The organism is Nocardioides terrigena, from assembly GCF_003047265.1.
Classification (GTDB): Bacteria; Actinomycetota; Actinomycetes; order Propionibacteriales; family Nocardioidaceae; genus Nocardioides; species Nocardioides terrigena.
Genome location: NZ_PZYY01000003.1, coordinates 121,754 through 143,039, shown reverse-complemented (window position 1 = coordinate 143,039; position 21,286 = coordinate 121,754). Strand labels below are relative to the sequence as shown.

Annotated in this window: 22 protein-coding genes; 15 read left to right on the top strand and 7 right to left on the bottom strand. The window is 71.7% G+C overall.

The window, feature by feature from the left end; translation table 11 throughout:
* Nucleotides 1-46: 46 nt before the first annotated feature.
* The 3 genes from DAE25_RS07420 to DAE25_RS07410 are packed head-to-tail and all read right to left on the bottom strand — an operon-like array spanning nucleotide 47 to nucleotide 2,414.
* Entirely contained in the window at nucleotides 47-685 is a 639-nt protein-coding gene (locus DAE25_RS07420; RefSeq protein WP_107765901.1) for a hypothetical protein, read from the bottom strand.
* Nucleotides 686-693: 8 nt separating this feature from the next.
* Nucleotides 694-1,176: a pyridoxamine 5'-phosphate oxidase family protein gene (locus DAE25_RS07415; RefSeq protein WP_107765588.1), complete on the bottom strand. Its 483-nt coding sequence runs from the start codon at nucleotides 1,174-1,176 to the stop codon at nucleotides 694-696.
* A 59-nt stretch (nucleotides 1,177-1,235) separates the two neighbouring features.
* Entirely contained in the window at nucleotides 1,236-2,414 is a 1,179-nt protein-coding gene (locus tag DAE25_RS07410; protein WP_107765587.1) for a benzoate/H(+) symporter BenE family transporter, read from the bottom strand.
* Nucleotides 2,415-2,506: 92 nt separating this feature from the next.
* On the opposite strand from DAE25_RS07410, the gene DAE25_RS07405 reads away from it, so the two are divergent.
* Both DAE25_RS07405 and DAE25_RS07400 read left to right on the top strand, forming a co-directional pair.
* Complete coding sequence (locus DAE25_RS07405; protein WP_107765586.1) at nucleotides 2,507-3,529, top strand: LLM class flavin-dependent oxidoreductase; 1,023 nt, start codon at nucleotides 2,507-2,509, stop codon at nucleotides 3,527-3,529.
* A 90-nt stretch (nucleotides 3,530-3,619) separates the two neighbouring features.
* The gene (locus tag DAE25_RS07400; RefSeq protein ID WP_107765585.1) at nucleotides 3,620-5,986 is read left to right on the top strand and encodes an ATP-binding cassette domain-containing protein; all 2,367 of its coding nucleotides are present in this window, start codon (nucleotides 3,620-3,622) and stop codon (nucleotides 5,984-5,986) included.
* Nucleotides 5,987-6,004: 18 nt separating this feature from the next.
* Here DAE25_RS07400 and DAE25_RS07395 read toward each other — a convergent pair whose 3' ends face one another.
* Nucleotides 6,005-6,634 carry an Fpg/Nei family DNA glycosylase gene (locus tag DAE25_RS07395; RefSeq protein ID WP_199907478.1) on the bottom strand — a complete coding sequence of 210 codons (630 nt, stop codon included), beginning with the start codon at nucleotides 6,632-6,634 and terminating at the stop codon, nucleotides 6,005-6,007.
* A 264-nt stretch (nucleotides 6,635-6,898) separates the two neighbouring features.
* Here DAE25_RS07395 and DAE25_RS07390 point away from each other — a divergent pair, with 264 nt between their 5' ends.
* Nucleotides 6,899-7,261, top strand: a complete 363-nt coding sequence (locus DAE25_RS07390; RefSeq protein WP_107765584.1) for a DNA polymerase ligase N-terminal domain-containing protein — start codon at nucleotides 6,899-6,901, stop codon at nucleotides 7,259-7,261.
* A 34-nt stretch (nucleotides 7,262-7,295) separates the two neighbouring features.
* The gene (locus tag DAE25_RS07385) at nucleotides 7,296-7,763 is read left to right on the top strand and encodes a VanZ family protein (RefSeq protein ID WP_107765583.1); all 468 of its coding nucleotides are present in this window, start codon (nucleotides 7,296-7,298) and stop codon (nucleotides 7,761-7,763) included.
* On the opposite strand, the gene helR is transcribed toward DAE25_RS07385, so the two are convergent.
* The gene (gene helR, locus DAE25_RS07380; RefSeq protein WP_107765582.1) at nucleotides 7,760-9,904 is read right to left on the bottom strand and encodes an RNA polymerase recycling motor ATPase HelR; all 2,145 of its coding nucleotides are present in this window, start codon (nucleotides 9,902-9,904) and stop codon (nucleotides 7,760-7,762) included. The two genes, DAE25_RS07385 and helR, sit on opposite strands and share 4 nt — an antisense overlap.
* Nucleotides 9,905-10,060: 156 nt before the next feature.
* On the opposite strand from helR, the gene DAE25_RS07375 reads away from it, so the two are divergent.
* On the top strand, nucleotides 10,061-10,246 hold the full coding sequence (locus DAE25_RS07375) for a CopG family transcriptional regulator (protein WP_107765581.1): 186 nt from the start codon (nucleotides 10,061-10,063) through the stop codon (nucleotides 10,244-10,246).
* On the top strand, nucleotides 10,179-10,772 hold the full coding sequence (locus tag DAE25_RS07370) for a GNAT family N-acetyltransferase (protein WP_407669338.1): 594 nt from the start codon (nucleotides 10,179-10,181) through the stop codon (nucleotides 10,770-10,772). Before DAE25_RS07375 ends, DAE25_RS07370 begins: the two co-directional genes overlap by 68 nt.
* 163 nt (nucleotides 10,773-10,935) lie before the next feature.
* On the opposite strand, the gene DAE25_RS07365 is transcribed toward DAE25_RS07370, so the two are convergent.
* Together DAE25_RS07365 and DAE25_RS23490 are read right to left on the bottom strand one after the other, a co-directional pair.
* Nucleotides 10,936-11,634, bottom strand: coding sequence for a class I SAM-dependent methyltransferase (locus tag DAE25_RS07365; RefSeq protein WP_107765579.1), 699 nt, complete (start codon nucleotides 11,632-11,634; stop codon nucleotides 10,936-10,938).
* A 107-nt stretch (nucleotides 11,635-11,741) separates the two neighbouring features.
* Nucleotides 11,742-11,906 carry a helix-turn-helix domain-containing protein gene (locus DAE25_RS23490; protein ID WP_199907476.1) on the bottom strand — a complete coding sequence of 55 codons (165 nt, stop codon included), beginning with the start codon at nucleotides 11,904-11,906 and terminating at the stop codon, nucleotides 11,742-11,744.
* A 577-nt stretch (nucleotides 11,907-12,483) separates the two neighbouring features.
* Here DAE25_RS23490 and DAE25_RS07355 point away from each other — a divergent pair.
* From DAE25_RS07355 to DAE25_RS07315, 9 genes are all read left to right on the top strand, one after another.
* Nucleotides 12,484-13,932, top strand: coding sequence for a sulfatase-like hydrolase/transferase (locus DAE25_RS07355; protein ID WP_159083628.1), 1,449 nt, complete (start codon nucleotides 12,484-12,486; stop codon nucleotides 13,930-13,932).
* A gap of 45 nt (nucleotides 13,933-13,977) precedes the next feature.
* Complete coding sequence (locus DAE25_RS07350; protein WP_107765576.1) at nucleotides 13,978-14,190, top strand: PLD nuclease N-terminal domain-containing protein; 213 nt, start codon at nucleotides 13,978-13,980, stop codon at nucleotides 14,188-14,190.
* A 138-nt stretch (nucleotides 14,191-14,328) separates the two neighbouring features.
* Nucleotides 14,329-15,351 (top strand): zinc-dependent alcohol dehydrogenase, encoded by a 1,023-nt coding sequence (locus DAE25_RS07345; protein WP_107765575.1) that lies wholly within the window; start codon nucleotides 14,329-14,331, stop codon nucleotides 15,349-15,351.
* A complete protein-coding gene (locus DAE25_RS07340; protein ID WP_107765574.1) occupies nucleotides 15,348-16,427 on the top strand; it encodes an alpha/beta hydrolase in 1,080 nt (359 codons plus the stop codon). The genes DAE25_RS07345 and DAE25_RS07340 overlap by 4 nt, the downstream gene beginning before the upstream one ends.
* Nucleotides 16,428-16,519: 92 nt before the next feature.
* Entirely contained in the window at nucleotides 16,520-16,702 is a 183-nt protein-coding gene (locus tag DAE25_RS07335) for a hypothetical protein (protein WP_107765573.1), read from the top strand.
* Between the two features lie 106 nt (nucleotides 16,703-16,808).
* A complete protein-coding gene (locus tag DAE25_RS07330; RefSeq protein WP_107765572.1) occupies nucleotides 16,809-17,390 on the top strand; it encodes a 2-oxoacid:acceptor oxidoreductase family protein in 582 nt (193 codons plus the stop codon).
* Nucleotides 17,383-18,645, top strand: a complete 1,263-nt coding sequence (gene porA / locus DAE25_RS07325) for a pyruvate ferredoxin oxidoreductase (RefSeq protein WP_107765571.1) — start codon at nucleotides 17,383-17,385, stop codon at nucleotides 18,643-18,645. Before DAE25_RS07330 ends, porA begins: the two co-directional genes overlap by 8 nt.
* A gap of 9 nt (nucleotides 18,646-18,654) precedes the next feature.
* Entirely contained in the window at nucleotides 18,655-19,656 is a 1,002-nt protein-coding gene (locus DAE25_RS07320; RefSeq protein WP_107765570.1) for a thiamine pyrophosphate-dependent enzyme, read from the top strand.
* Entirely contained in the window at nucleotides 19,656-21,284 is a 1,629-nt protein-coding gene (locus DAE25_RS07315) for an NAD(P)-binding protein (protein WP_199907475.1), read from the top strand. Before DAE25_RS07320 ends, DAE25_RS07315 begins: the two co-directional genes overlap by 1 nt.
* The last annotated feature ends 2 nt before the right edge of the window (nucleotides 21,285-21,286 follow it).

Genomic DNA, 21,286 nt, shown 5'->3' with positions numbered 1-21,286 from the left:
CACCTCGACGGATCGCCGAGGCCCCGGTCCTGATACGTCCCGCGGCTCAGCTCCAGGCGGGGCCGGTGCCGCCGACGCGCTCGACGAGCCGCGCGGCGACGTGCGTCGCGTGCGCCCGGTGCACCTCGAGCGGCACGGCCGGGAGGTTCTCCTCCCAGTCCAGGAGCGGTGACCCGCGGAGCTGGAGCATCCGGGCCGGGCGGCCGAAGAGGAACAGGTGCAGGTGGGCGCCGCCGTCGCCGTACTTGGCGAGCTGCACGCGACCCACGCCCGGCAGCGACTCGATCGCGGCCGAGACCGCCACCACCAGCCGGCCCATCTCCCCGGCCAGGTCGTCGGGGACGTCGGTGAGGTCACAGTGCTCGCGGGGGAGCAGGTTGACCGCGATCGGCAGGCGCATGGAGGTGTCGAGCGTGAGGATCCAGCGCTCGTTGCTCCAGACCGTCCGCTCCGGGTCGTCGGCCGGCGCCGCGGCACACCAGCAGTCTGCCGGGTCCTCGCCCCGCCGCGGCGGCTCCGCGTCCGCGAGCGGCTGCAGCGGCTTGATGCGCAGCGAGTCGATCTCGAAGGGGAAGATGTCCCACCCCGGCATCTCGGTGACGGCGACCGGCAGCCGCCCCTCGGCGTCGGTCGCCGCCGCGACGCGGGCGTGGAACTCCTCGGGTGTCTCCAGGTGGTCGCTCATGCGACCCATTACAGCGTGACGGTGTCGTTGTCCCCGAGGTCGGGCTCGGCGTCGCTGACCAGGCCCTTCGCCAGGCCGATCGCCATCGACACCTTGCCCGGGGACTCCCAGTACTCGGCGGTCACGCCGCTGACCTCGAGCAGCACGTTGCCCTCGTCGTCGGGACCACCGGACATGAAGATGCCGGCCGAGGCGTCCCACAGCTCGCGGAGCTTGGCGCGGTCCTCGTTGACCCGGGCGGTGCCGGTCAGGGACACCCAGCCCGACTTGCTCGAGTAGGAGACGTTGACGCGGGGGTCGGCCGTGATCGCGTGCACCTTGTCGGTGTCGCGCTCGGTGATGAACCACACCGTCGACGGGGTCTCGAAGTCCTGGGTCCCCATCGGGGTGGACACCAGGGTGCCCTCGGCGGAGTGGTAGGTCAGCACCGCGATCCGGGTGTCGCGCATGATCTCGGTGACGGTGCCGAGCTGGTCGTCGTGGCTTGTCATGGCCCGACCCTGTCACCCGGGACCGACGCTCGCCTCACCCCTGGGAGGCGGACGCTGCGTCAGGGCGTCGTACGACGTCCGGCGCGGGTGACGAGGAGCACGAGACCACCGATGACCAGCGCCCAGAAGGCCGGGCTGACGCCGGCGAAGGAGAGCCCGGAGGCGGCCACCAGGAAGGTGACCGCCCCGGCCTCGCGGTGCAGCGGATCGGCCAGCGCCGCGGTCGCCGATGCGGCGAACGTCCCGAGCAGGGCCACCCCGGCGACCGCGGTGATGATGCCCGCGGGAGCCGCCGCGCTGAGGGCGGTGACGAGCACGGAGAGGGGCGCGAGGCAGAGGTACGCCGCCCCGCAGGCGACGCCGGCGATCCAGCGGCGGTCCCGGTCGGGACCGGCCTCGGGGCCGGCCGCCAGCGCGGCCGAGATCGCGGCCAGGTTGATGCTGTAACCGCCCGCGGGCGCCGTGGCGACGGTGGCCACACCGGCCCACCCGAGCGCGGGACGCAGCGGGGCGCGGTAGCCGAAGGACTCGAGCACGGCCACACCGGGGATGTTCTGCCCGGTCATGGTGACGAGGTAGAGGGGCAGCCCGATCGCGACCACGGCACCCCAGTCGAGCACCGGCGTGGTCCAGGTCAGGGCAGGCAGCAGCGACCCCTCCGGCAGCGGCTGACCGGCCACGGCGATCACCACGCCGGCAGCCAGCAGGGCGCCCGGGACGGCCCAGCGCCGCGCCACCCGCAGCAGGACCAGCCAGGTGAGCAGCACCGGCGCGATCGTCGCGGGGTCGTCGGCCAGCGCCCGGAAGGGCGCCACGCAGAGGGTGAGGAGCACCCCGGCCAGCATGCCGCTCGCGATGGGGGCGGGGATCCGGCTCACCCAGGTGCCCAGGGGCCGGACGACGGCCGTGAGCAGGTAGAGCAGTCCCGCGAACGCGAAGGCCCCCACGGCGCCGGCCCACCCCGCAGCCGGGACGGCGGCCCCGGCGAGTAGCGCGGCTCCCGGCGTCGACCACGCCATGGTCACCGGGATCCGGTGGCGCAGCGACAGCAGCAGGCAGCCGAGCCCCATGGTCACCGACACCACCGCCAGTCCCGACGCGGCCTGCTGGCGGTCGGCACCGACAACGGTCAGCCCCGTCAGCACCACCGCGAAGGACGACGTGAACCCCACGAGGGCGGTGACCACGCCGGCAACGACGGCGTCCGACGTGCCCGCGTTGGTCGTCGTACCGCTCATGCGTGGAGGCTAGGGGGCCCGGGCTCCCGGCTGGTGCGCGGTCCGCGCGACGGGACCGGGAAGATCCTCGGCGCCCCGGTGTTGTACCCGGCATGAAGAAGATCGGGTTCCTCAACTTCGGCCACTGGTCCGACACGCCGCACTCGCAGGTCCGCACCGCGTCGGACACGCTGCTCCAGTCCATCGAGCTGGCCGAGGCCGCCGAGGAGCTCGGGGTCGACGGGGCCTACTTCCGTGTGCACCACTTCGCGCGGCAGCTGGCCAGCCCGTTCCCGCTGCTGGCGGCCGTCGGGGCCCGCACCAGCCGGATCGAGATCGGCACCGGCGTCATCGACATGCGCTACGAGAACCCGCTCTACATGGCCGAGGACGCGGGCGCCGCGGACCTCATCTCGGAGGGTCGGCTGCAGCTCGGCATCAGCCGCGGATCACCGGAGCAGGTGATCGACGGGTGGAGGCTCTTCGGCCACGAGCCGGAGGAGGGGGAGACCGACGCGGACATGGCGCGACGGCACACCGAGGTCTTCCTGCGGATGCTCTCGGGAGCCGGGTTCGCCCGACCCAACCCGCGCCCGATGTTCCCCAACCCGCCCGGCCTGCTGCCCCTGGAGCCCTACTCCGAGGGCCTCCGCGAGCGCATCTGGTGGGGAGCCGGCTCCGACTCGACCGCCCGGTGGGCCGGCCGGATGGGCATGCACCTGATGAGCTCGACCCTCAAGCAGGACGAGAGCGGGGAACCCTTCCACGTGCAGCAGCGCAAGCAGGTCGAGGCCTTCCGCGACAGCTGGAAGGATGCGGGTCACGACGGCGAGCCGCGGGTGTCGGTGAGCCGCTCGATCATGCCCATCACCACCGACCTCGACCGGGCCTACTTCGGCCACCAGGGCGACAGCACCGACCAGGTCGGGCAGATCGAGCCGCAGATGCGGGCGATCTTCGGCCGGACGTACGCCGCCGAGCCCGACGTGCTCGTGCAGCAGCTGGCCCAGGACGAGGCGGTGGCGACCGCCGACACCGTGCTGCTGACGGTCCCCAACCAGCTCGGCGTCGACTACAACGCCCACCTCCTCGAGACGGTGCTGCGGGACGTCGCCCCCGGTCTGGGCTGGCGCTGAGGACTGCCCCTGTCCGCGATCTCTGGTTGGATCGGGACCACACGGAGGGGTGACCGCGGGGCGGTCGGACGCACGGAGGGACGCTGAGACATGGCCACGACCGGGGCGCACGCCGCCGACAGCCACGACCTGATCCGCGTGCAGGGCGCGCGGGAGAACAACCTCAAGGACATCAGCGTCGAGCTGCCCAAGCGGCGGCTGACCGTCTTCACCGGGGTGTCCGGGTCCGGCAAGAGCTCGCTGGTCTTCGCGACCATCGCCGCCGAGTCCCAGCGGATGATCAACGAGACCTACAGCGCCTTCGTGCAGGGCTTCATGCCCAGCCTCGCCCGGCCCGAGGTGGACTTCCTCGAGGGACTCACGACGGCGATCATCGTCGACCAGGAGCGGATGGGGGCCAACCCGCGCTCGACGGTCGGGACCGCCACCGACGCCAACGCGATGCTGCGGATCCTCTTCAGCCGCCTCGGCACGCCCCACGTCGGCCCGCCCACGGCCTACTCCTTCAACGTCCCGACCCGCAAGGCGAGCGGCGTCATGTCCACCGACAAGGGCGGGCGCACCGAGAAGAGCGTGGTCAAGGACGCCGTCTACCTCGGCGGCATGTGCCCGCGCTGCGAGGGCATGGGCAACGTGAGCGACATCGACCTCACCGCGCTGTACGACGACTCCAAGTCGCTGAGCGAGGGTGCCCTGACGATCCCGGGCTACTCGATGGACGGGTGGTACGGCCGGCTCTTCGAGGGCGTCGGGCTGCCGATGGACAAGCCCATCTCGTCGTTCACCAAGAAGCAGCTCGACACGATGCTCTACGCCGAGCCGACCAAGATCAAGGTCGAGGGCATCAACCTCACCTTCGACGGCATCATCCCCAAGATCCAGAAGTCCATGCTGTCCAAGGACCCGGAGGCGATGCAGCCGCACGTACGCCGCTTCGTCGAGCGCGCGGTGACCTTCCAGCCCTGCCCCGAGTGCGAGGGCACCCGGCTGACCCGGGAGGCGTTGTCGTCCAGGGTCGAGGGCAAGAACATCGCCGAGCTCTGCCAGATGCAGATCAGCGACCTGGCCGACTGGGTCCGCGAGCTCGACGAGCCGTCGATCGCCCCGCTGCTCAAGGGGCTGCAGCACCTGCTCGACTCGTTCACCGAGATCGGTTTGGGCTACCTCTCGCTGGACCGGCCTGCCGGCACGCTGTCCGGGGGAGAGGCGCAGCGCACCAAGATGATCCGCCACCTCGGTTCGTCGCTCACCGACGTCACCTACGTCTTCGACGAGCCGACCATCGGGCTCCACCCGCACGACATCGAGCGGATGAACCAGCTGCTCCTCCAGCTGCGCGACAAGGGCAACACGGTGCTCGTGGTCGAGCACAAGCCGGAGACGATCGCCATCGCCGACCACGTCGTCGACCTCGGGCCTGCGGCCGGGACGGCCGGCGGGGAGGTCTGCTTCGAGGGCACCGTCGAGGGGCTGCGGGGGAGCGACACCGTGACCGGACGGCACCTCGACGACCGGGCGACCCTCAAGGACACCCTGCGCGAGGCCTCCGGGCGGCTCGCGGTCAAGGGTGCGTCGACCCACAACCTCAAGGACGTCAGCGTCGACATCCCGCTCGGCATGCTGTGCGTCGTCACCGGCGTAGCCGGCTCGGGCAAGAGCTCGCTCATCCACGGCTCCGTCGCTGGCCGGGACGGTGTGGTCGTCGTCGACCAGGGGGCCATCAAGGGCTCGCGCCGCAGCAACCCCGCGACGTACACCGGGCTCCTCGAGCCGATCCGCAAGGCCTTCGCCAAGGCCAACGGGGTCAAGCCCGCGCTCTTCAGCTCCAACTCCGAGGGCGCCTGCCCGACCTGCAACGGCGCCGGAGTGATCTTCACCGAGCTCGGGGTGATGGCCACCGTGGAGTCGCCCTGCGAGGAGTGCGAGGGCCGGCGCTTCCAGGCCGCGGTGCTCGAGTACACCCTCGGCGGCAAGAACATCGCCGAGGTGCTGGCCATGTCCGTCCTGGAGGCGGAGGAGTTCTTCTCCGACGGCGAGGCGAGGACGCCTGCGGCGCACAAGGTGCTCGACCGGCTCCGCGACGTCGGCCTGGGCTACCTCAGCCTCGGGCAGCCGCTCACCACGCTGTCAGGCGGCGAGCGCCAGCGGCTCAAGCTCGCCACCCAGATGGCCGAGAAGGGCGACGTCTACATCCTCGACGAGCCCACGACAGGCCTCCACCTCGCCGACGTGCAGAACCTCCTCGGCCTGCTTGACCGCCTGGTCGAGTCGGGCAAGTCGGTGATCGTGATCGAGCACCACCAGGCCGTGATGGCCCACGCCGACTGGATCATCGACCTGGGCCCGGGCGCCGGCCACGACGGCGGCCTCGTCGTCTTCGAGGGCACTCCCGCCGACCTCGTCGCGAAGCGTCCGACCCTCACCGGCCAGCACCTTGCGGCGTACGTCGGGGCCTGAGCCCGGGAGACGGCGGCCTCAGCCGGTGGCGTGCGAGCGTCGCCGTGCCTCGGGACCGGGACCCGGCTGGCAGCGGGGACACCACCACGTCCGTCGGTTGCCGGCGTCACCCGGGATCTCGGCGACCACCCGGACCGCGGTGCCGCAGCGCAGGCAGCCGCGTCGCTGGCGGCCGGTGACCCAGTGGTCCGTGCCGGGCCACATCGACCCGGTCGTCACCTGGTAGGCCTGCGGCACGGTGGCCGAGTGGTGCAGCATGGTCGCCGCCCGCTCGACCAGTCGTCGTACGTCGACGTCGCCGACGGGCGTCCAGGGGCTCACCCCGGTGAGGAACGCCAGCTCGTTGGCCCAGAGGTTGCCGAGCCCGGCCACCAGCCGCTGGTCGAGCAGCGCACTCACCAGTGGGAGCGTCGGATCGGCGCACAGCCGGCGGACCGCCTCGTCGGCGTCCCAGTCGTCGCGCAACGGGTCCGGGCCGAGGTGGCCGACCAGGCGGGACTCGTCCGCGGTCGGCACCAGCTCGAGGTCGTGCAGCTTGATCCCGTGGGTCGTCTGCCCGTCGTCGAGGGCCAGCACCAGCCTGACGTCTGCCATCACCCGGGCCGGGAGGCGCTTGCCCGGTCCGGTCGTGGTCCACGACCCGTCCATGCGCAGGTGGCTGTGCAGGGACCGGCGGGGAGTCGTCGAGCCCGCCCAGCCGGGTGAGCAGGTGCTTGCCGTGCGTGGCGTGCCCCGCCACGGTCCTGCCGGACACGTCGCGGGTCGCGAGCCGCGGCGTACGGAAGTCGGAGCGCAGCACCGTGCGGCCGGTCAGCTGGCGGTCGAGCCGTCGGGCAAGCTTCCAGACGCTGTCTCCCTCGGGCACGCGTCCATCCTGCCCGCCGGGCGGTCACCACGTGGCAGGGTCGAGGCATGACGGGGGAGAGACGCTTCGTGCTCCACGACCACCGCAGGCCAAGCCCGCACTTCGACCTGCGGCTCGAGGAGGACGGCGTGCTCCGGAGCTGGGCGGTGCCCAAGGGCCTGCCCGACGACTCCGCCCACGACCGGCTGGCGATCGCGGTCGACGACCACGAGCTCGAGCACGCCGGTTACGAGGACGAGCACAAGACCATCGCCGACGACGGCACGTGGGAGGAGCTGGACCGCACCGAGCGCCGGCTCCTTTTCGCGCTGCACGGTCGCCACGGCGTACGCCGGTATGCGCTGATCCACACCGGCGGCACGCAGTGGCTGCTGCACCTCACCCGGGACCAGCGGGGGACGGACGGATGAGCGGTGCGTTGGTCGGCACCGCGATGATGGGGACGTGTTCCACCGTCATCCCTTCCTGAGCCTGCTCACCTTCGCCTACCTCGGCTTCGTCGGCCTGGTGACCCTGACCCCGGCCTCCGAGCAACCGGACTACTCGGCCCTGGCGGCGCGGGTGCTGGCCCGGCTGGAGCGGTATCCCGACCTCGACCCCGTCACGGCGCGACTCAGCGTGGATCGGGTGGAGTTCCTCGCCAACATCGGTCTGTTCGTCCCCGTGGGTGTGTTCGTGCTGCTGCTGTTCGGCTCACGGCTGTGGTGGGTGGCCGTGGCGGGCAGCATCGCCCTCACCTCGGCCATCGAGACCGCGCAGCGCTCCATCCCGGGCCGCGTCCCGGACCCCCGCGACGTCGTGGCCAACTCCATCGGGGCTGTCATCGGTGTCGCGCTCGCCCTCATCCTGACCCTGCCGAGCACGCTGCGCCGTCGTCGGCGCCGCACCGCACGGGTCCCGGCGCCGACCTAGGGGACGGTCAGGACCACTAGCCGCTGGGTGGCGCGTGTCATCGCGACGTACCGGTCCACGGCCCCCTCGATGCCGGTGCCGAACGCCTCGGGATCGACGAGCACGACCAGGTCGAACTCGAGCCCCTTGGCGAGCACGGGGGAGAGCGACCGGACCCGGTCCGTCGCGGCGTACGACGGGTCGCCGATGACGCAGGCCGTGCCCTCGGGGTGCTCCCTGAGCCACTGCTCGACCACGGCGTGCAGCTCGGAGACCGACCCGCGGTGGACGGGCACCCCGGTGCTGCGGACCGAGGTGGGGACGTTGGCATCGAGCAGGGCGGCGCGGATCACCGGCTCGGCCTCCGCCATGACCTCCTCGGGCGTGCGGTAGTTGAGGGTGAGGGACGCGAGGCGCACCCGGTCGAGTCCGACGCGCTCGAGCCGTTCCTCCCACGACTCCGCGAACCCGTGGCGGGCCTGGGCACGGTCGCCGACGATGGTGAGGCTCCCGGACGGGCACCGTTGGAGGAGCATCTGCCACTCGGCGTCGGTCAGCTCCTGCGCCTCGTCGACCACCACGTGGGCGAAGGGCCCGGCGAGCTGGTCGCGCTCGCCGCCGGGCAGCGCAGCGTCGTCGACGAGGGCGTCGCGGATGCCACCCTGCGTCAGCTGCGCCATGAGCCCCTCCTCGTCGTCGAGCTGCAGGAGCTCGTCGACGACCCGGTCCATCCGGGCCCTCTCGGCGGCGACGGCCGCCTCGTGTCGACGTCGTCGCCGCGAGGCCTCCGGGTCGCCGAGTCGCCGGCGGGCCGCGTCGAGGAGCGGCAGGTCGGACACGGTCCACGCGCGAGCGTCCGTGCGCTGCAGGGCACGGACCTCCTCGGGCGAGAGCCAGGGCGCGCACATGCGCAGGTAGGCCGGCACCTCCCACAGGTCACCCACGAGGTCCGTCGCCTCGATGAGAGGCCATGCCCGGTTGAAGGCGGTGGCCAGGTCGGCGTCCTGCCTCAGCGACCGGCGTACGAGGTCGGGGGAGACGTCCTCGTCGGCCTCGTGCTTGTCCACGAGGATGGTCAGCAGCTCCTCCCAGACCTCGTCGCGGGCCTCGTTGTGGGGAGTGCCCGGGGCAGGTGTCTCGAAGGCCTCGGCCCAGTCGCTCGGGCTGAGCCAGACGTCACCCCAGGGGGTCTCCAGCTCCATACCGGTGGTGGGCGGTTCCTCGTACAACCGGACGGCCGGCTCGATCGCCCGGACCATGTCGGCCGAGGACTTCAGCCGGGCCACCGCGGGGTCGGTCTCGGGCACGGCCGTCGCGCCCTCGGGCAGCAGGTCCAGGAGGGTGCTGGTCCGCACGTCCTCCTCACCGAGGCTGGGCAGGACGTCACCGACGTACGTGAGGTAGGGCTGGTGCGGGCCGACGAAGAGCACACCGCCACGGCGATCGCCGAGCCGAGGGTCCGAGTAGAGCAGGTACGCCGTGCGGTGCAGCGCGACGACGGTCTTGCCCGTGCCGGGCCCGCCGTCGACGACGAGCACACCACGCGATCCGGCCCTGATGATGGCGTCCTGGTCGGCCTGGATCGTGCCGAGCACGTCGCGCATCTGTGCAGAGCGGCTGCTGCCCAGGGTGGCGATGAAGGCGGACTGGTCGTCGAGTGCCGCGTGCCCCTCGAGCCCGTCGGACGTGAAGACCTCGTCCCAGTAGTCGGTGACCCGGCCACGCGTCCAGCGGTACCGCCGGCGGCTCGCGAGGCCCATCGGGCGGGCGTGGGTGGCTCCGAAGAAGGGTTCGGCCGCGGGGGAGCGCCAGTCGACGAGCAGCCGCTGCCCGTCGCCACCGGTGAGGCCGAGGCGCCCGATGTAGAGGGTCTCGCCGTCCGTGCCGACGACGCGACCCAGGCACAGGTCGAGGGAGTAGCGGCTCAGGGTGCGCAGCCGGACGGAGATGCGGTGCACCTCCTCGTCGCGGTCCATGGCCGCCTGGTCGGTGCCACCCGGGAGCCTCAGCGCGGCGTCGCGGCGGTCCGCCAGGTCGGCGAGGGAGAGCTGGAGGCTGTCGGCGATGGCCGCGAAGTGGGCCTCGTCGGCGGCGATGAGTCGTGGGTCGGCCTTGGCCGGGTGCTCGGCCAGGGAGAAGACGTCGGTGGTCTGGTGTGTCACAGGTGGTGGCTCCGGTGGTTCTGTACGGCGGGCTGGAGCCGGGATTCTGGGCCATGACCAGGGTCTTGCGGCAAGCCCCGTGGTGGGTTATACCTTGAACACGGAGGGCGTGACATCGACCGCCCGCCACATGGCTGACGGACGCGGGGTGCCTTCATGGGCAAGGACGACGAGCGGGTTGTCGGCGAGATCGCAGAGCATGACGGCGTCAGCCCTCGCGAGTCCTTGGTCCGGCCAGACTCCTGTGCGTCACCCGGGCGTCTGTACGAGACCGATGTGCGCGAGCTGTCGGCCCAAGCACGCGACAGGTACGACGAGGTGTTGCGACGTCTGGGCGAGTGAGCGACCACTCGATCCCATGGTCACGCCCTGTCGTACCGTGACCGACGTGTTGCCCGCTGCCACACCCCGGCTCCGATTTCGAGAGATGACCGAGGCAGACCTCCCCGACATCGCGACCTTGGAGATCGGCGGCTCCCGCGGCGCGACGGGCTGGATCGAGTGGAATCTCAACAACTACGCCGACCACGAATTCGGGCTCTGGATCATCGAGACCCACTCCGGCGAGTTCGTCGGCGACTGCGGGCTGACCATGCAGGAGGTGGAGGGCCAGTGGCTGGTCGAGGCCGGCTGGCACGTGCGATCCTCGCTCCGTCGTCAGGGATACGCCGCCGAAGCGGCTGCAGCGGTCCGCGAGGCCGCCGGCGATGCGGGCATCGATCACCTGATCGCGATCATCCGGCCCGACAACGTCGCCTCCCAGGGGGTGGCAGCGAAGATCGGGCTGGCGCTCGAGCGTGAGATTCACAAGAACGGGGGCCCGGCGTTGGTCTTCGGCGCCGACCTCACGACGAGCGTCGGCCATTGAGCAGCGAGTTGACCTGAAGCAACGAGTTCGTGGTCGAGGAACGGGAGTAATCCCACCTACGTCTACTCAGGTCCGGACATCGCCGATAACTGACATTATGTCAACACACGTCGATCCGGGCACGACACCGGTGTCATTCGACCCTCCCCGCAGCCATCTCCTCTCAGACTGCCTCGAGGACGAAGAAGAGGAAACAGAGGAACGACGTGCGGTCACCCAGGTCGGGCGGCAGCAGCTCACGCGGTGTGTCCGGCGAGAACGGCGGCTCGCTGATGACCGCGATCCGGAAACCGGCCCGGGTGAACGCGTCGGTCATCGCGTGCAACGGCCGGTGCCAGAACGTGAGGTCCACGGTGTGCCCGTCGAAGGTGTAGTCCTCGGTGTACGACGACGTCACGAAGTAGTCCTCGTCCGGGTAGACGACCGGGCGGATCACCGGATGGTTCACCGCGAGGATCAGCCGCCCGCCCGCCCTCACCACCCGGCGCAGCTCCGCCAGGGGGCCCGACCAGTCCTCGAGGTAGTGCAGCACCAGAGACACGACCGCGTCGTCGAACTCCCCCGTGGCGAACGGCAGCTGCTCGGCGAGGTCGGCCACGAGCACGTCGGTGCCCGTCCCGAGGCGCCGCCGCGCCAGCTCCACCATCGCCGGGCTCGAGTCGAAGCCGGTGATCTCCGCGCCTCGATCACGCAGGGCCGCCGCGAGGGGTCCCGCGCCGCAGCCGGCGTCCAGGATGCGCCGTCCGGCGACCTCCCCGGCGAGGTCGAGCATCGCGGGCTGCGCGTAGTGGGCGTTGAACAGGCCCGTCTCGTTCTGCCGCGCGTAGGCCTCGGCAAACCCGTCGTAATGATCCGCTTCCATGACGATCCCCCTCGTCGGACTGTGACGTAGGACCCTAGATCAGCACGGGCGCGGCCAGCCGGAGGCACACGGGCAGCCCGCTGCCCTGGAGCCGAACTACACCGATGTCATTCGGGGTTTCCGTCCTCGGCGCACCGGATGGCGGCGAGCCGGTCGTGCACGCCCAGAGTGCGGTAGATCTGTTCCAGGTGCTTCTCGACCGTCCGCGTCGAGCAGCCCAGCCTCCTCCCGATCGCGTCCTGGGTGAGGCCCTGGCACAGCAGCGACAGCACTGCCCGCGCGAGCGGCCTCGCCGTTGAGCCGGTCGAGCAGCACCAGCAGAGCCTGGACCTGGTGCGCCAGGAGGAGGTCCTCCGGTCCGCGGGTCCGATCGCCTCCTCGGGACACCACGAAGGCTCCTCGCCCGGTCCCTCGGACCCGAACCGGGATCACCAGCTCCTGGCTCGTTCCTCTGTCCGCCTCGCGCAGCGAGGAGACCGGCAGTCGGCAGCCGTCGGACTCGGGCCCGGTCGTCCACCGCACCGGGCCGCCGTACGTCTCGCGCAAGAGCTGCTGGATGTCCAGCACGGGGAACGGGTCACCGGCACCGCGAGCCCGCTCGACCACGAAGACCGCCCAGCGCTCCAGAGGGTCCTGCAGTGACTCCACCCTTCTCCTCCCGGACAGCGTCCCCACTCTCCATGGTCACCGGGGCGGCAGCACGAACCCGGTCCGGGCAACGCCTTTACCGACAATTCGGGCCGGACGGACCGACGCGGCGACCGGTCCGCAGTACGGGGTTTCCCGTATTCCGGTGCGGTCCCTGCGGCGCGAGACTCGACAGTGGACACATCCAGGAGGCGATGCACCGTGAGCCGACACCGCCGCGTGCGAGCCGCGGTGATGGCGACCCTGCTGGCGCTCGCCATGCTCGGCCCGTCCGGTCCCGCCCCCTCGGTAGCCGAGGCTCCCCCACCACCGGCCCGTGCCGCCGCCGCGCTCACCGGGACGAACGTGTTCATCTACCACCTCGACGACCTGCGCGACGCCTTCCCCGGCAGCATCGACCCGTTGCAGTACATGCCCAAGGCCCGCCAGTGGATGAACACCGGGCGGCGCTACACCCAGTCCTTCGTCAACGACCCGTCCTGCTGCCCGTCCCGCGCCTCGATGATGACCGGTCGCTATCCCCACAACAACGGCGTGCTCGACCAGCAGGCGGGCCCGCAGTTCCCGTCGCAGTACTCACTGGCCTGCTACTTCGATCGCGCGGGCTACGCGACGTACATCGCGGGCAAGTTCCTCACCACCTGGCCCAAGACCCAGCGACCCCCCTGCTTCGACCACTCGACGGTGATCTGGGGTGGCTACAACAACGTCGCGAGCCGGGTCGACGGGGTGGCGGGCACCCTGACGGGCTACAACACCACGTCGCTGGGCGCCCGCGGCCGCGAGTACCTCACGACGTCGCTCAACCGCGCCGAGCCGTTCCTCCTCTACGAGACCCCGCAGGCTCCGCACTGGGTCAACGTCACGACCAACGGCACCACGACCCAGCGGGCCGTCCCGGAGACGAAGTACGCCTCCTCCCCCGTGGGCACCTGCTCCGGTGTCCCGGAGCCGGACCGCAGCGACAAGCCGGCGTACGTCCGCCAGATGAACTACTCGACGGCGAAGGCACAGACGATGTGCGCCAGCCAGATGCGGGCGATCATGTCCGCCGACGACCAGTTCGACGCCACGATGCAGCTGCTGTCCAACCGCGGCGTGCTCTCGAACACCCTGGTCGTCCTCTCGTCCGACAACGGGTTCCTGTGGGGCGAGCACGGCCGGTGGGAGAAGTTCACGCCCTACGAGCCGTCCATCCGGACGCCGCTCCTCGTCCGCTGGCCGGGACACGTCACCGCCGGGACCGACACCACCCGGCTCGTCACGCTCGTGGACATCCTGCCCACCGTGCTGGCGGCCGCGGGCATCACCGTCCCGGCTGCCGCGCCCCGGCTCGACGGCGAGTCCCTGCTCTCCCCCTCGGCCCGGACCACCGTCTACGCCGAGTACGACGTCGACGAGAGCGCCAACCCCAACATCCCGTCCTGGCGGATGATCCGCACCAGGACCGTCAAGTACGTGCACACCTACAACGCGCAGGGCGCGATCATCGCCCGGGAGTACTACAACCTGACCAACGACCCCAACGAGCACACCAACCTGCTCGGGGACGCGAGCACGGCCAACAACCCTCCGGCCGCCACCCTCACCAACCTCGCGTCCCGGCTCAACGCCTTCGCCACGTGCGTCGGGACCGGCTGCGTCCAGTAGGCCGCGCCCTTCCCGAGGCAGGTGCTTCCTGCGTACTCTCGACGGATGGCACAGAAGTCGTGGTCCGAGCTCAGCCCGTCGCAGCAGCGCACGATCATCGTGGTCGGTGCCGTCGAGGTCGTCCTGACCCTGGCCGCCTGGCGCGACCTGGCCTCGCGGCCGGCGTCGGGGGTCCGCGGCCCCAAGGCGGCGTGGGCGCTCGCGACCCTGGTCCAGCCGGTCGGCCCCGTGGCCTACTTCGCCCTGGGTCGCCGCTAGTCGCTGAGCACCCTTGGTCCTCTCCTTGGTGGCCGTTCGGCCCTGACGCCGGCCGGACCGGCGGGAGGAGGCTCGGAGACACCCCGCCAGGCGCCGCAGCCGGCGCCGGGCAGCCCCCGAGCTCCCCAGGAGAAGACCATGAAGGCTGCAGTCGTCCCCACCCTCGGCGCCCCGCTGGAGATCCGCGACGTGCCCGTGCCCGAGGCCGGCCCCGGCCAGGTGCTGGTCCGCATCGAGACGTGCGGCCTGTGCCACACGGACATCCACGCGGCTCGGGGTGAGTGGCCGGTCAAGCCCAAGGACCAGCTCATCCCGGGCCACGAGGGCGTCGGGATCATCGAGGCCGTCGGGGAGGGGGACCTCCCCGTCGCCGTGGGCCAGCGCGTCGCGCTGCCGTGGCTCGGCCACGCGTGCGGCAGCTGCCGCTACTGCGTGGACGGGTGGGAGACCTACTGCACCAGCCCGGCCTACATGGGCTACACGATGGACGGCAGCTACGCCGAGTACGCCGTCGCGTGGGCCAGCCACGTGGTGCCCGTCCCCGACGCGGTCGCCTCCATCGACGCCTCTCCCCTGACCTGCGCCGGCGTCACGACGTACAAGGCGCTCAAGGTGGCGCACCCGCAGCCCGGCGAGACCGCGATGGTGGTCGGCATCGGAGGGCTGGGCCACCTCGGCCTGCAGTACGCCCGCGTCTTCGGCACGCGCACCGTCGCGGTCGACGTCCACGACGACAAGCTGCAGCTCGCCAAGGACCTCGGCGCCGACCACGTCGTCGACGCCCGCGGCGACCAGCAGGCGCAGCTCGAGGCCCTCGGCGGCGTCGACATCGCCCTCGTCACGGTGCCCTCCCCCGCCGCCATGCGCGCCGCCCACGCGGCCCTCAACCCCAACGGTCGGCTGGTCATCGTGGGACTGCCGGCGGACAACCGGCTCGAGCTGCCCGTCTTCGAGACGGTCCTCAAGGGCATCTCGGTGATCGGCTCCCTCGTCGGGACCCGCAACGACCTGGCGACCTGCTTCGACCTCCACGCCCGCGGGCTCACCCGGGTCGTCACGGAGAGTCGCCGGCTCGACGACGTCAACGAGTGCTTCGACGAGGTGCTGTCCGGCGAGGTCCCCGCACGGCTGGTCTTCGAGATGGGGTCCGCCTCGTCGTGACCGGCACCGTCCGGCTCGGCGTGCTCTGCGCCGGCCTGGTGGTGTTCGCCGTGGGAGTCGGGCTGGGCCCGCGCCACCACGCCGCGGAGGGGCTCGGACCCGGGGCCCTCACGGGCTACCTGCTCCTGGCGGGTGGTCTGGTCGCCGCCCTGTGGGCGGCAGGACGCATCCTGGGGGCGACCCGGCGCCGGTGGTGGGCGCCGGTCGTCGCGCTCCTGCTGGTGGCGACCGCACTGGCCCTCTGGACCCTCGGCCAGGCCGTGGCGGCGTCGTTCCCTCCGCGCCCCGCGCTCGATGGCCGGACACCCGCGGACGTCGGGCTGGTCTACTCGGACGTCACGTTCCCCAGCAGTGACGGCACCGCGCTGGCCGGTTGGTACGTCCCTTCCCGCAACGGCGCCGCCGTCGTCCTCATGCACGGGGCAGGCTCCACGCGGTCCGCAGTCCTGGACCATGCCCGGGTGCTGGCCGACCACGGCTACGGGGTCCTGCTGTTCGACGCGCGCGGCCACGGGCAGAGCGCCGGTCGGGGCATGGACTTCGGCTGGTTCGGCGAGTCCGACGCGTCCGGTGCCGTGGACTTCCTGGCAGCGCGGCCGGACGTGGAGTCCGCTCGCATCGGGCTCGTCGGAATGTCCATGGGAGGCGAGCAGGCCATCGGGGCGGCCGGCGCGGACGAGCGGGTCCGTGCCGTGGTGGCGGAGGGCGCGACGCACCGGGTGGCGGCCGACAAGGGCTACCTCGACGCGTACGGCGTGCGCGGCGAGCTTCAGCAGCGCGTCGACCGGGTCACCTACGGCCTCGCCGGTCTGCTGACCAGCGCCCCGGAGCCCGTCCCCCTCCGACGCTCCGTGTCGGTCGCCACGCGACGACCCGATCCCGCGGCCTTCCTCCTCGTCACGGCCGGCGACGTGCCCAACGAGTCGCTCGCCGCCGACCACGTGAGGGAAGGCAGCACCACCGGTGTGACGACGTGGAATGTGGCCGGTGCCGGCCACACGCAGGGTCTGGCGACGGCACCCGACGCGTGGGAGGAACACGTGGTCGCCTTCCTCGACGACGCGCTGGGCCGCTAGGCCGGTGTGCCCGTACGGGAGGACCTTCGACTCCTGCGCGAGCGCGCGGCCCGGGTCGATGCTGGTGGTCCCACCCGATCGAGGAGGTCCACGTGGCCGACAACAACGCCGGAGCCGCCGGTGGCGGCGCGATCTACGGACTGGGCGTCTTCGGGGCGCTCGTCTTCTTCTGGCAGCAGGCGGACGGCTTCTGGGAGCACGTGCTGTCGCTCTTCCAGGGCCTCTTCTGGCCCGCGTTCATGGTCTTCCAGGCGTTCGAGGCGCTGGCGGGCTGAGGCACGGGACGTAGGGCCCGCTGACAGCAGACCCTCTCCCCTGTCCCCCGTCGGACTCCCGCGCGAGGCTCGAGATGACGACCCCCGGGGTCGATGAGGAGGCGACGTGTTCGCCGTACGAATCCACGGCAGGGGCGGCCAGGGAGCCGTCACCGCGGCCGAGCTGCTCTCGGTCGCGGCCTTCGACGAGGGCCGGCACGCCCAGGCCTTCCCGACCTTCGGCTCGGAGCGCACCGGCGCACCGGTGGTCGCCTTCTGCCGCATCGACGACCGCCCGATCCGCCTGCGGGAGCCCGTCACCGACCCCGACGCGCTCGTCGTGCAGGACCCGACGCTCCTGCACCAGGTGGACCTGTTCGCCGGTCTGGGTCCCGACGGCTTCCTCGTGGTCAACACCTCCTCCTCGTTCGAGCAGATGGGGCTGTCCGAGCTCATCGGCCGACTGTCCCCCGAGCGCGCGGTGACCGTGCCGGCCACCGAGATCGCGCGGCAGCACCTCGGGCGCCCGCTGCCCAACGCAGCGCTCCTCGGCGCCCTGGCCGCACTCACCGGCCAGGTCTCGCTCAAGGCGCTCTGCCACGCGATCAGGGACCGCTTCCCCGGCGACGTCGGTGAGGGCAACGCCCACGCCGCGGAGGCGGCGTACGAGCACGTGCTGGAGACGATGAGGAGGACGACGGATGCGTAGCCAGATCGAGGGCTCCCAGGCGGTGGCCCGTGCCGTGACTCTGTGCCGGCCGCAGGTGATCGCGGCGTACCCCATCTCTCCGCAGACCCATATCGTGGAGTCGCTCTCCGACCGGGTGCGCACCGGTGAGCTGGCGGGCTGCGAATACATGCTGGTGGAGTCGGAGTTCGGTGCCATGTCGGCCTGCATCGGGGCCTCGGCGGCCGGGGTCCGGACCTACACCGCGACCTCCAGCCAGGGCCTGCTCTTCATGGCCGAGGCGCTCTTCAACGCCTCCGGGATCGGGCTGCCGATCGTGATGACGGTGGCCAACCGCGCGATCGGTGCGCCCATCAACATCTGGAACGACCACTCCGACTCCATGGCGATGCGTGACTCCGGCTGGATCCAGCTCTTCGCGGAGTCCAACCAGGAGGCCGTGGACCTGCACGTCCAGGCCTTCCGGCTCGCGGAGTCACTGTCGGTGCCGGTGATGGTCTGCATGGACGGCTTCATCCTGACCCACGCCTTCGAGGAGGTGGACCTTCCCGACCAGGCACAGGTCGACGCCTTCCTGGCGCCGTTCGTCCCCCAGCAGCAGCTCGACCCCGACGAGCCGGTGACCATCGGCGCGATGGTCGGTCCGGAGGCGTTCGCCGAGGTGAAGTACCTGATGCACGCCAAGCAGATGACGGCCCTCGACGAGATCCCGGAGATCGCCGCCGACTTCCGGCGTGCGTTCGGACGGGACTCCGGGGGGCTTCTCAAGACCTACCGGCTGGACGACGCGGAGACTGTCGTGGTCGCCCTCGGCTCGGTGCTCGGGACCATCGAGGACGTCGTCGACTCGATGCGCGACGCAGGCGTGCCGATCGGTGTCCTGGGCATCACCTGCTTCCGCCCGTGGCCCGCCGCAGAGGTGCGTGCCGCGCTCGCCCACGCCAGGCGGGTGGTCGTCGTGGAGAAGGCCTTCGCCGTCGGGGCCGGCGGCATCGTCGGCCAGAACACCCGCGACGCCACCCGGGACCTCCCGCTCGTCGTGCTCGACGTCGTCGCCGGCCTGGGAGGGCGACCCGTCACCCGGGCGTCCCTGCGCGGGCTCCTCGACGACGTGGTCGAGGACCGCCTCGACCCGACCCGGTTGCACTTCCTCGACCTCGACCTCGCGCTCGTCGAGCGCGAGCTGGAGCGCTCCCGGCACGGCCGGAGGCCGGGCCCGCACGCCGAGCACATGCTGCGCGACCTCGGCACCGTCGCCTCCGGCGCCTTCGACTAGGAGTCAGCCATGGCCTTCCAGGAGATCAAGCTCTACCAGACCGGCACCTTCGTGGTCGGCAACCGGTTGCTCGACCCCGAGCAACGCACCGTGCAGGCCCGGACGGGGCGGTCCAACTCGCTCACGTCGGGCCACCGCGCCTGCCAGGGCTGCGGCGAGGCGCTGGGCGCCCGCTACGTGCTCGACGCCGCCATGCGCGCCACCGACGGCAAGCTGGTCGCGGTCAACTCGACCGGCTGCCTGGAGGTCTTCTCCACGCCCTACCCGGAGTCGTCGTGGCAGCTGCCCTGGCTGCACTCGCTCTTCGGCAACGGCCCCGCCGTCGCCTCCGGCGTCGCCGCCGCCCTGCGGGCCAGCGGCCGCGACGACATCCGCGTCGTGGGACAGGCCGGTGACGGCGGCACCGTCGACATCGGCTTCGGAGCGCTGTCGGGGATGTTCGAGCGCAACGACGACGTGCTCTTCGTCTGCTACGACAACGAGGGCTACATGAACACCGGCGTGCAGCGCTCGGGCGCGACACCACCGGCGGCCGTCACCGCCACCACCAAGGCCGTCGGGCCCGAGCCGGGCAACGTGTTCGGGCAGGGCAAGTCCGTGCCGCTGATCGCGATGGCCCACGAGATCCCGTACGTCGCCACGGCCACCGTCGCGGACCTGCACGACCTCGAGCACAAGGTGGAGCGGGCGATGAGCTTCCGGGGTGCGCGCTACCTGCACGTCTTCGTGCCCTGCCCGCTCGGCTGGCGGGCGGCGTCCGCCGACACGATCCGGCTCGCCCGGCTGGCGAAGGAGAGCGGCGTCTTCCCCGTCTTCGAGGCCGAGGCCGGTGAGGTGACCGCAGTGTCACGGATCCGCCGGCAGGTCCCCGTCGAGGACTACCTGCGTCCGCAGGGGCGCTACGCGCACCTCTTCGGCGACCACCCGCGCCCCGACATCGTCGCGCGGATCCAGGCCCGGGCGGACCGCAACATCGCCCGCTTCGGGCTGCTCCCGGAAGGGGACGAGTGATGGACAAGCCGTTCGCGATCACCCTGGACGTCGGCACCAGCCGGGCCAACAAGACGGGCTCCTGGCGCACCGAGCGTGCCGTCTACACGAACCGGATGCCGCCCTGCAACGACGCCTGCCCCGCGGGTGAGGACATCCAGGGCTGGCTCTACGAGGCCGAGGAGGGTGGTGCCGGTTACGAGCGTGCCTGGCGCCGGATCATGGAGGACAACCCGTTCCCCGCCGTCATGGGCCGCGTCTGCTACCACCCCTGCGAGACGGCCTGCAACCGCGGACAGCTCGACGAGGCGGTCGGCATCAACTCGGTCGAGCGCTTCGTCGGCGACGCCGCCATCGAGCAGGGCTGGACGGTGTCCGTGACCGCACCTGCCTCGGGCAGGCGGGTGCTCGTCGTCGGCGCAGGCCCGTCCGGGCTCGCTGCGGCCTACCACCTCGCCCTGGCCGGCCACGACGTGACCGTCAAGGAGGCGGGGCCGATGGCCGGCGGCATGATGCGCTTCGGCATCCCCCGCTACCGCCTCTCCCGCGACGTGCTGGACGCCGAGGTGCAGCGCATCCTCGACCTCGGGGTCACCCTCGAGCTCGACACCAAGGTCACCGACCTCGACGCGATCCGCGGCGAGTACGACGCGGTCTTCCTCGCCGTCGGCGCCCAGCTCGGCAAACGGGCCTACATCCCGGCCGGCTCGGCCTCCCACGTGCTCGACGCCGTGGACATGCTGCGCGACGTCGAGGCGGGCGAGAAGCCGCTGCTGGGCAGGCGGGTGGCGGTCTACGGCGGGGGCAACACCGCGATGGACGCGGCACGGACCGCCAAGCGGCTCGGCGCGTCCGAGGCGATCGTGGTCTACCGCAGGACCAAGGACCGGATGCCCGCCCACGAGTCCGAGATCGCCGAGGCGGAGGACGAGGGCGTGCTCTTCACCTGGCTGACCACGATCAAGCAGGTCGACGCCGGGCGGCTCGTCGTCGAGCGGATGGAGCTCGACGAGGACGGCTTCCCGCGGCCGACGGGTGAGCTCGACGAGCTCGACGCGGACTCCCTCGTCCTCGCCCTCGGCCAGGACACCGACCTCACGCTGCTCGAGGGCGTGCCCGGCCTGGTCGTCGAGGACGGCGTGGTCGCCGTCGGTCCCGACCTGATGACGGGGTGCCCGGGCGTCTTCGCCGGCGGTGACATGGTGCCCTTCGAGCGCTCGGTCACGGTGGCGGTCGGGCACGGCAAGCGGGCCGCCCGGCACATCGACGCCTGGCTGTCGGGAGCGGCGCCCGAACCCGCCGTACGCCCGGCGCTGGCGACGTTCGACACCCTCAACACCTGGTACTACGCCGACGCGCCACGAGCCCACCGGCCGCTCCTCGACCGTGCGCGGCGCGAGTCCACCTTCGACGAGGTGGTCCTCGGCCATGACGAGGCGACCGCCCTGCTGGAGGCCCGCCGATGCCTGTCGTGCGGCAACTGCTTCGGCTGCGACAACTGCTACGGCGTGTGCCCCGACAACGCCGTGCTCAAGCCGGGCGGGTCCGGTCCGGACTACCTGATCGACCTCGACTACTGCAAGGGCTGCGGCATCTGCGTCGCCGAGTGCCCGTCGGGGGCCATCCAGATGTTCCCCGAGGAGATCTGAGC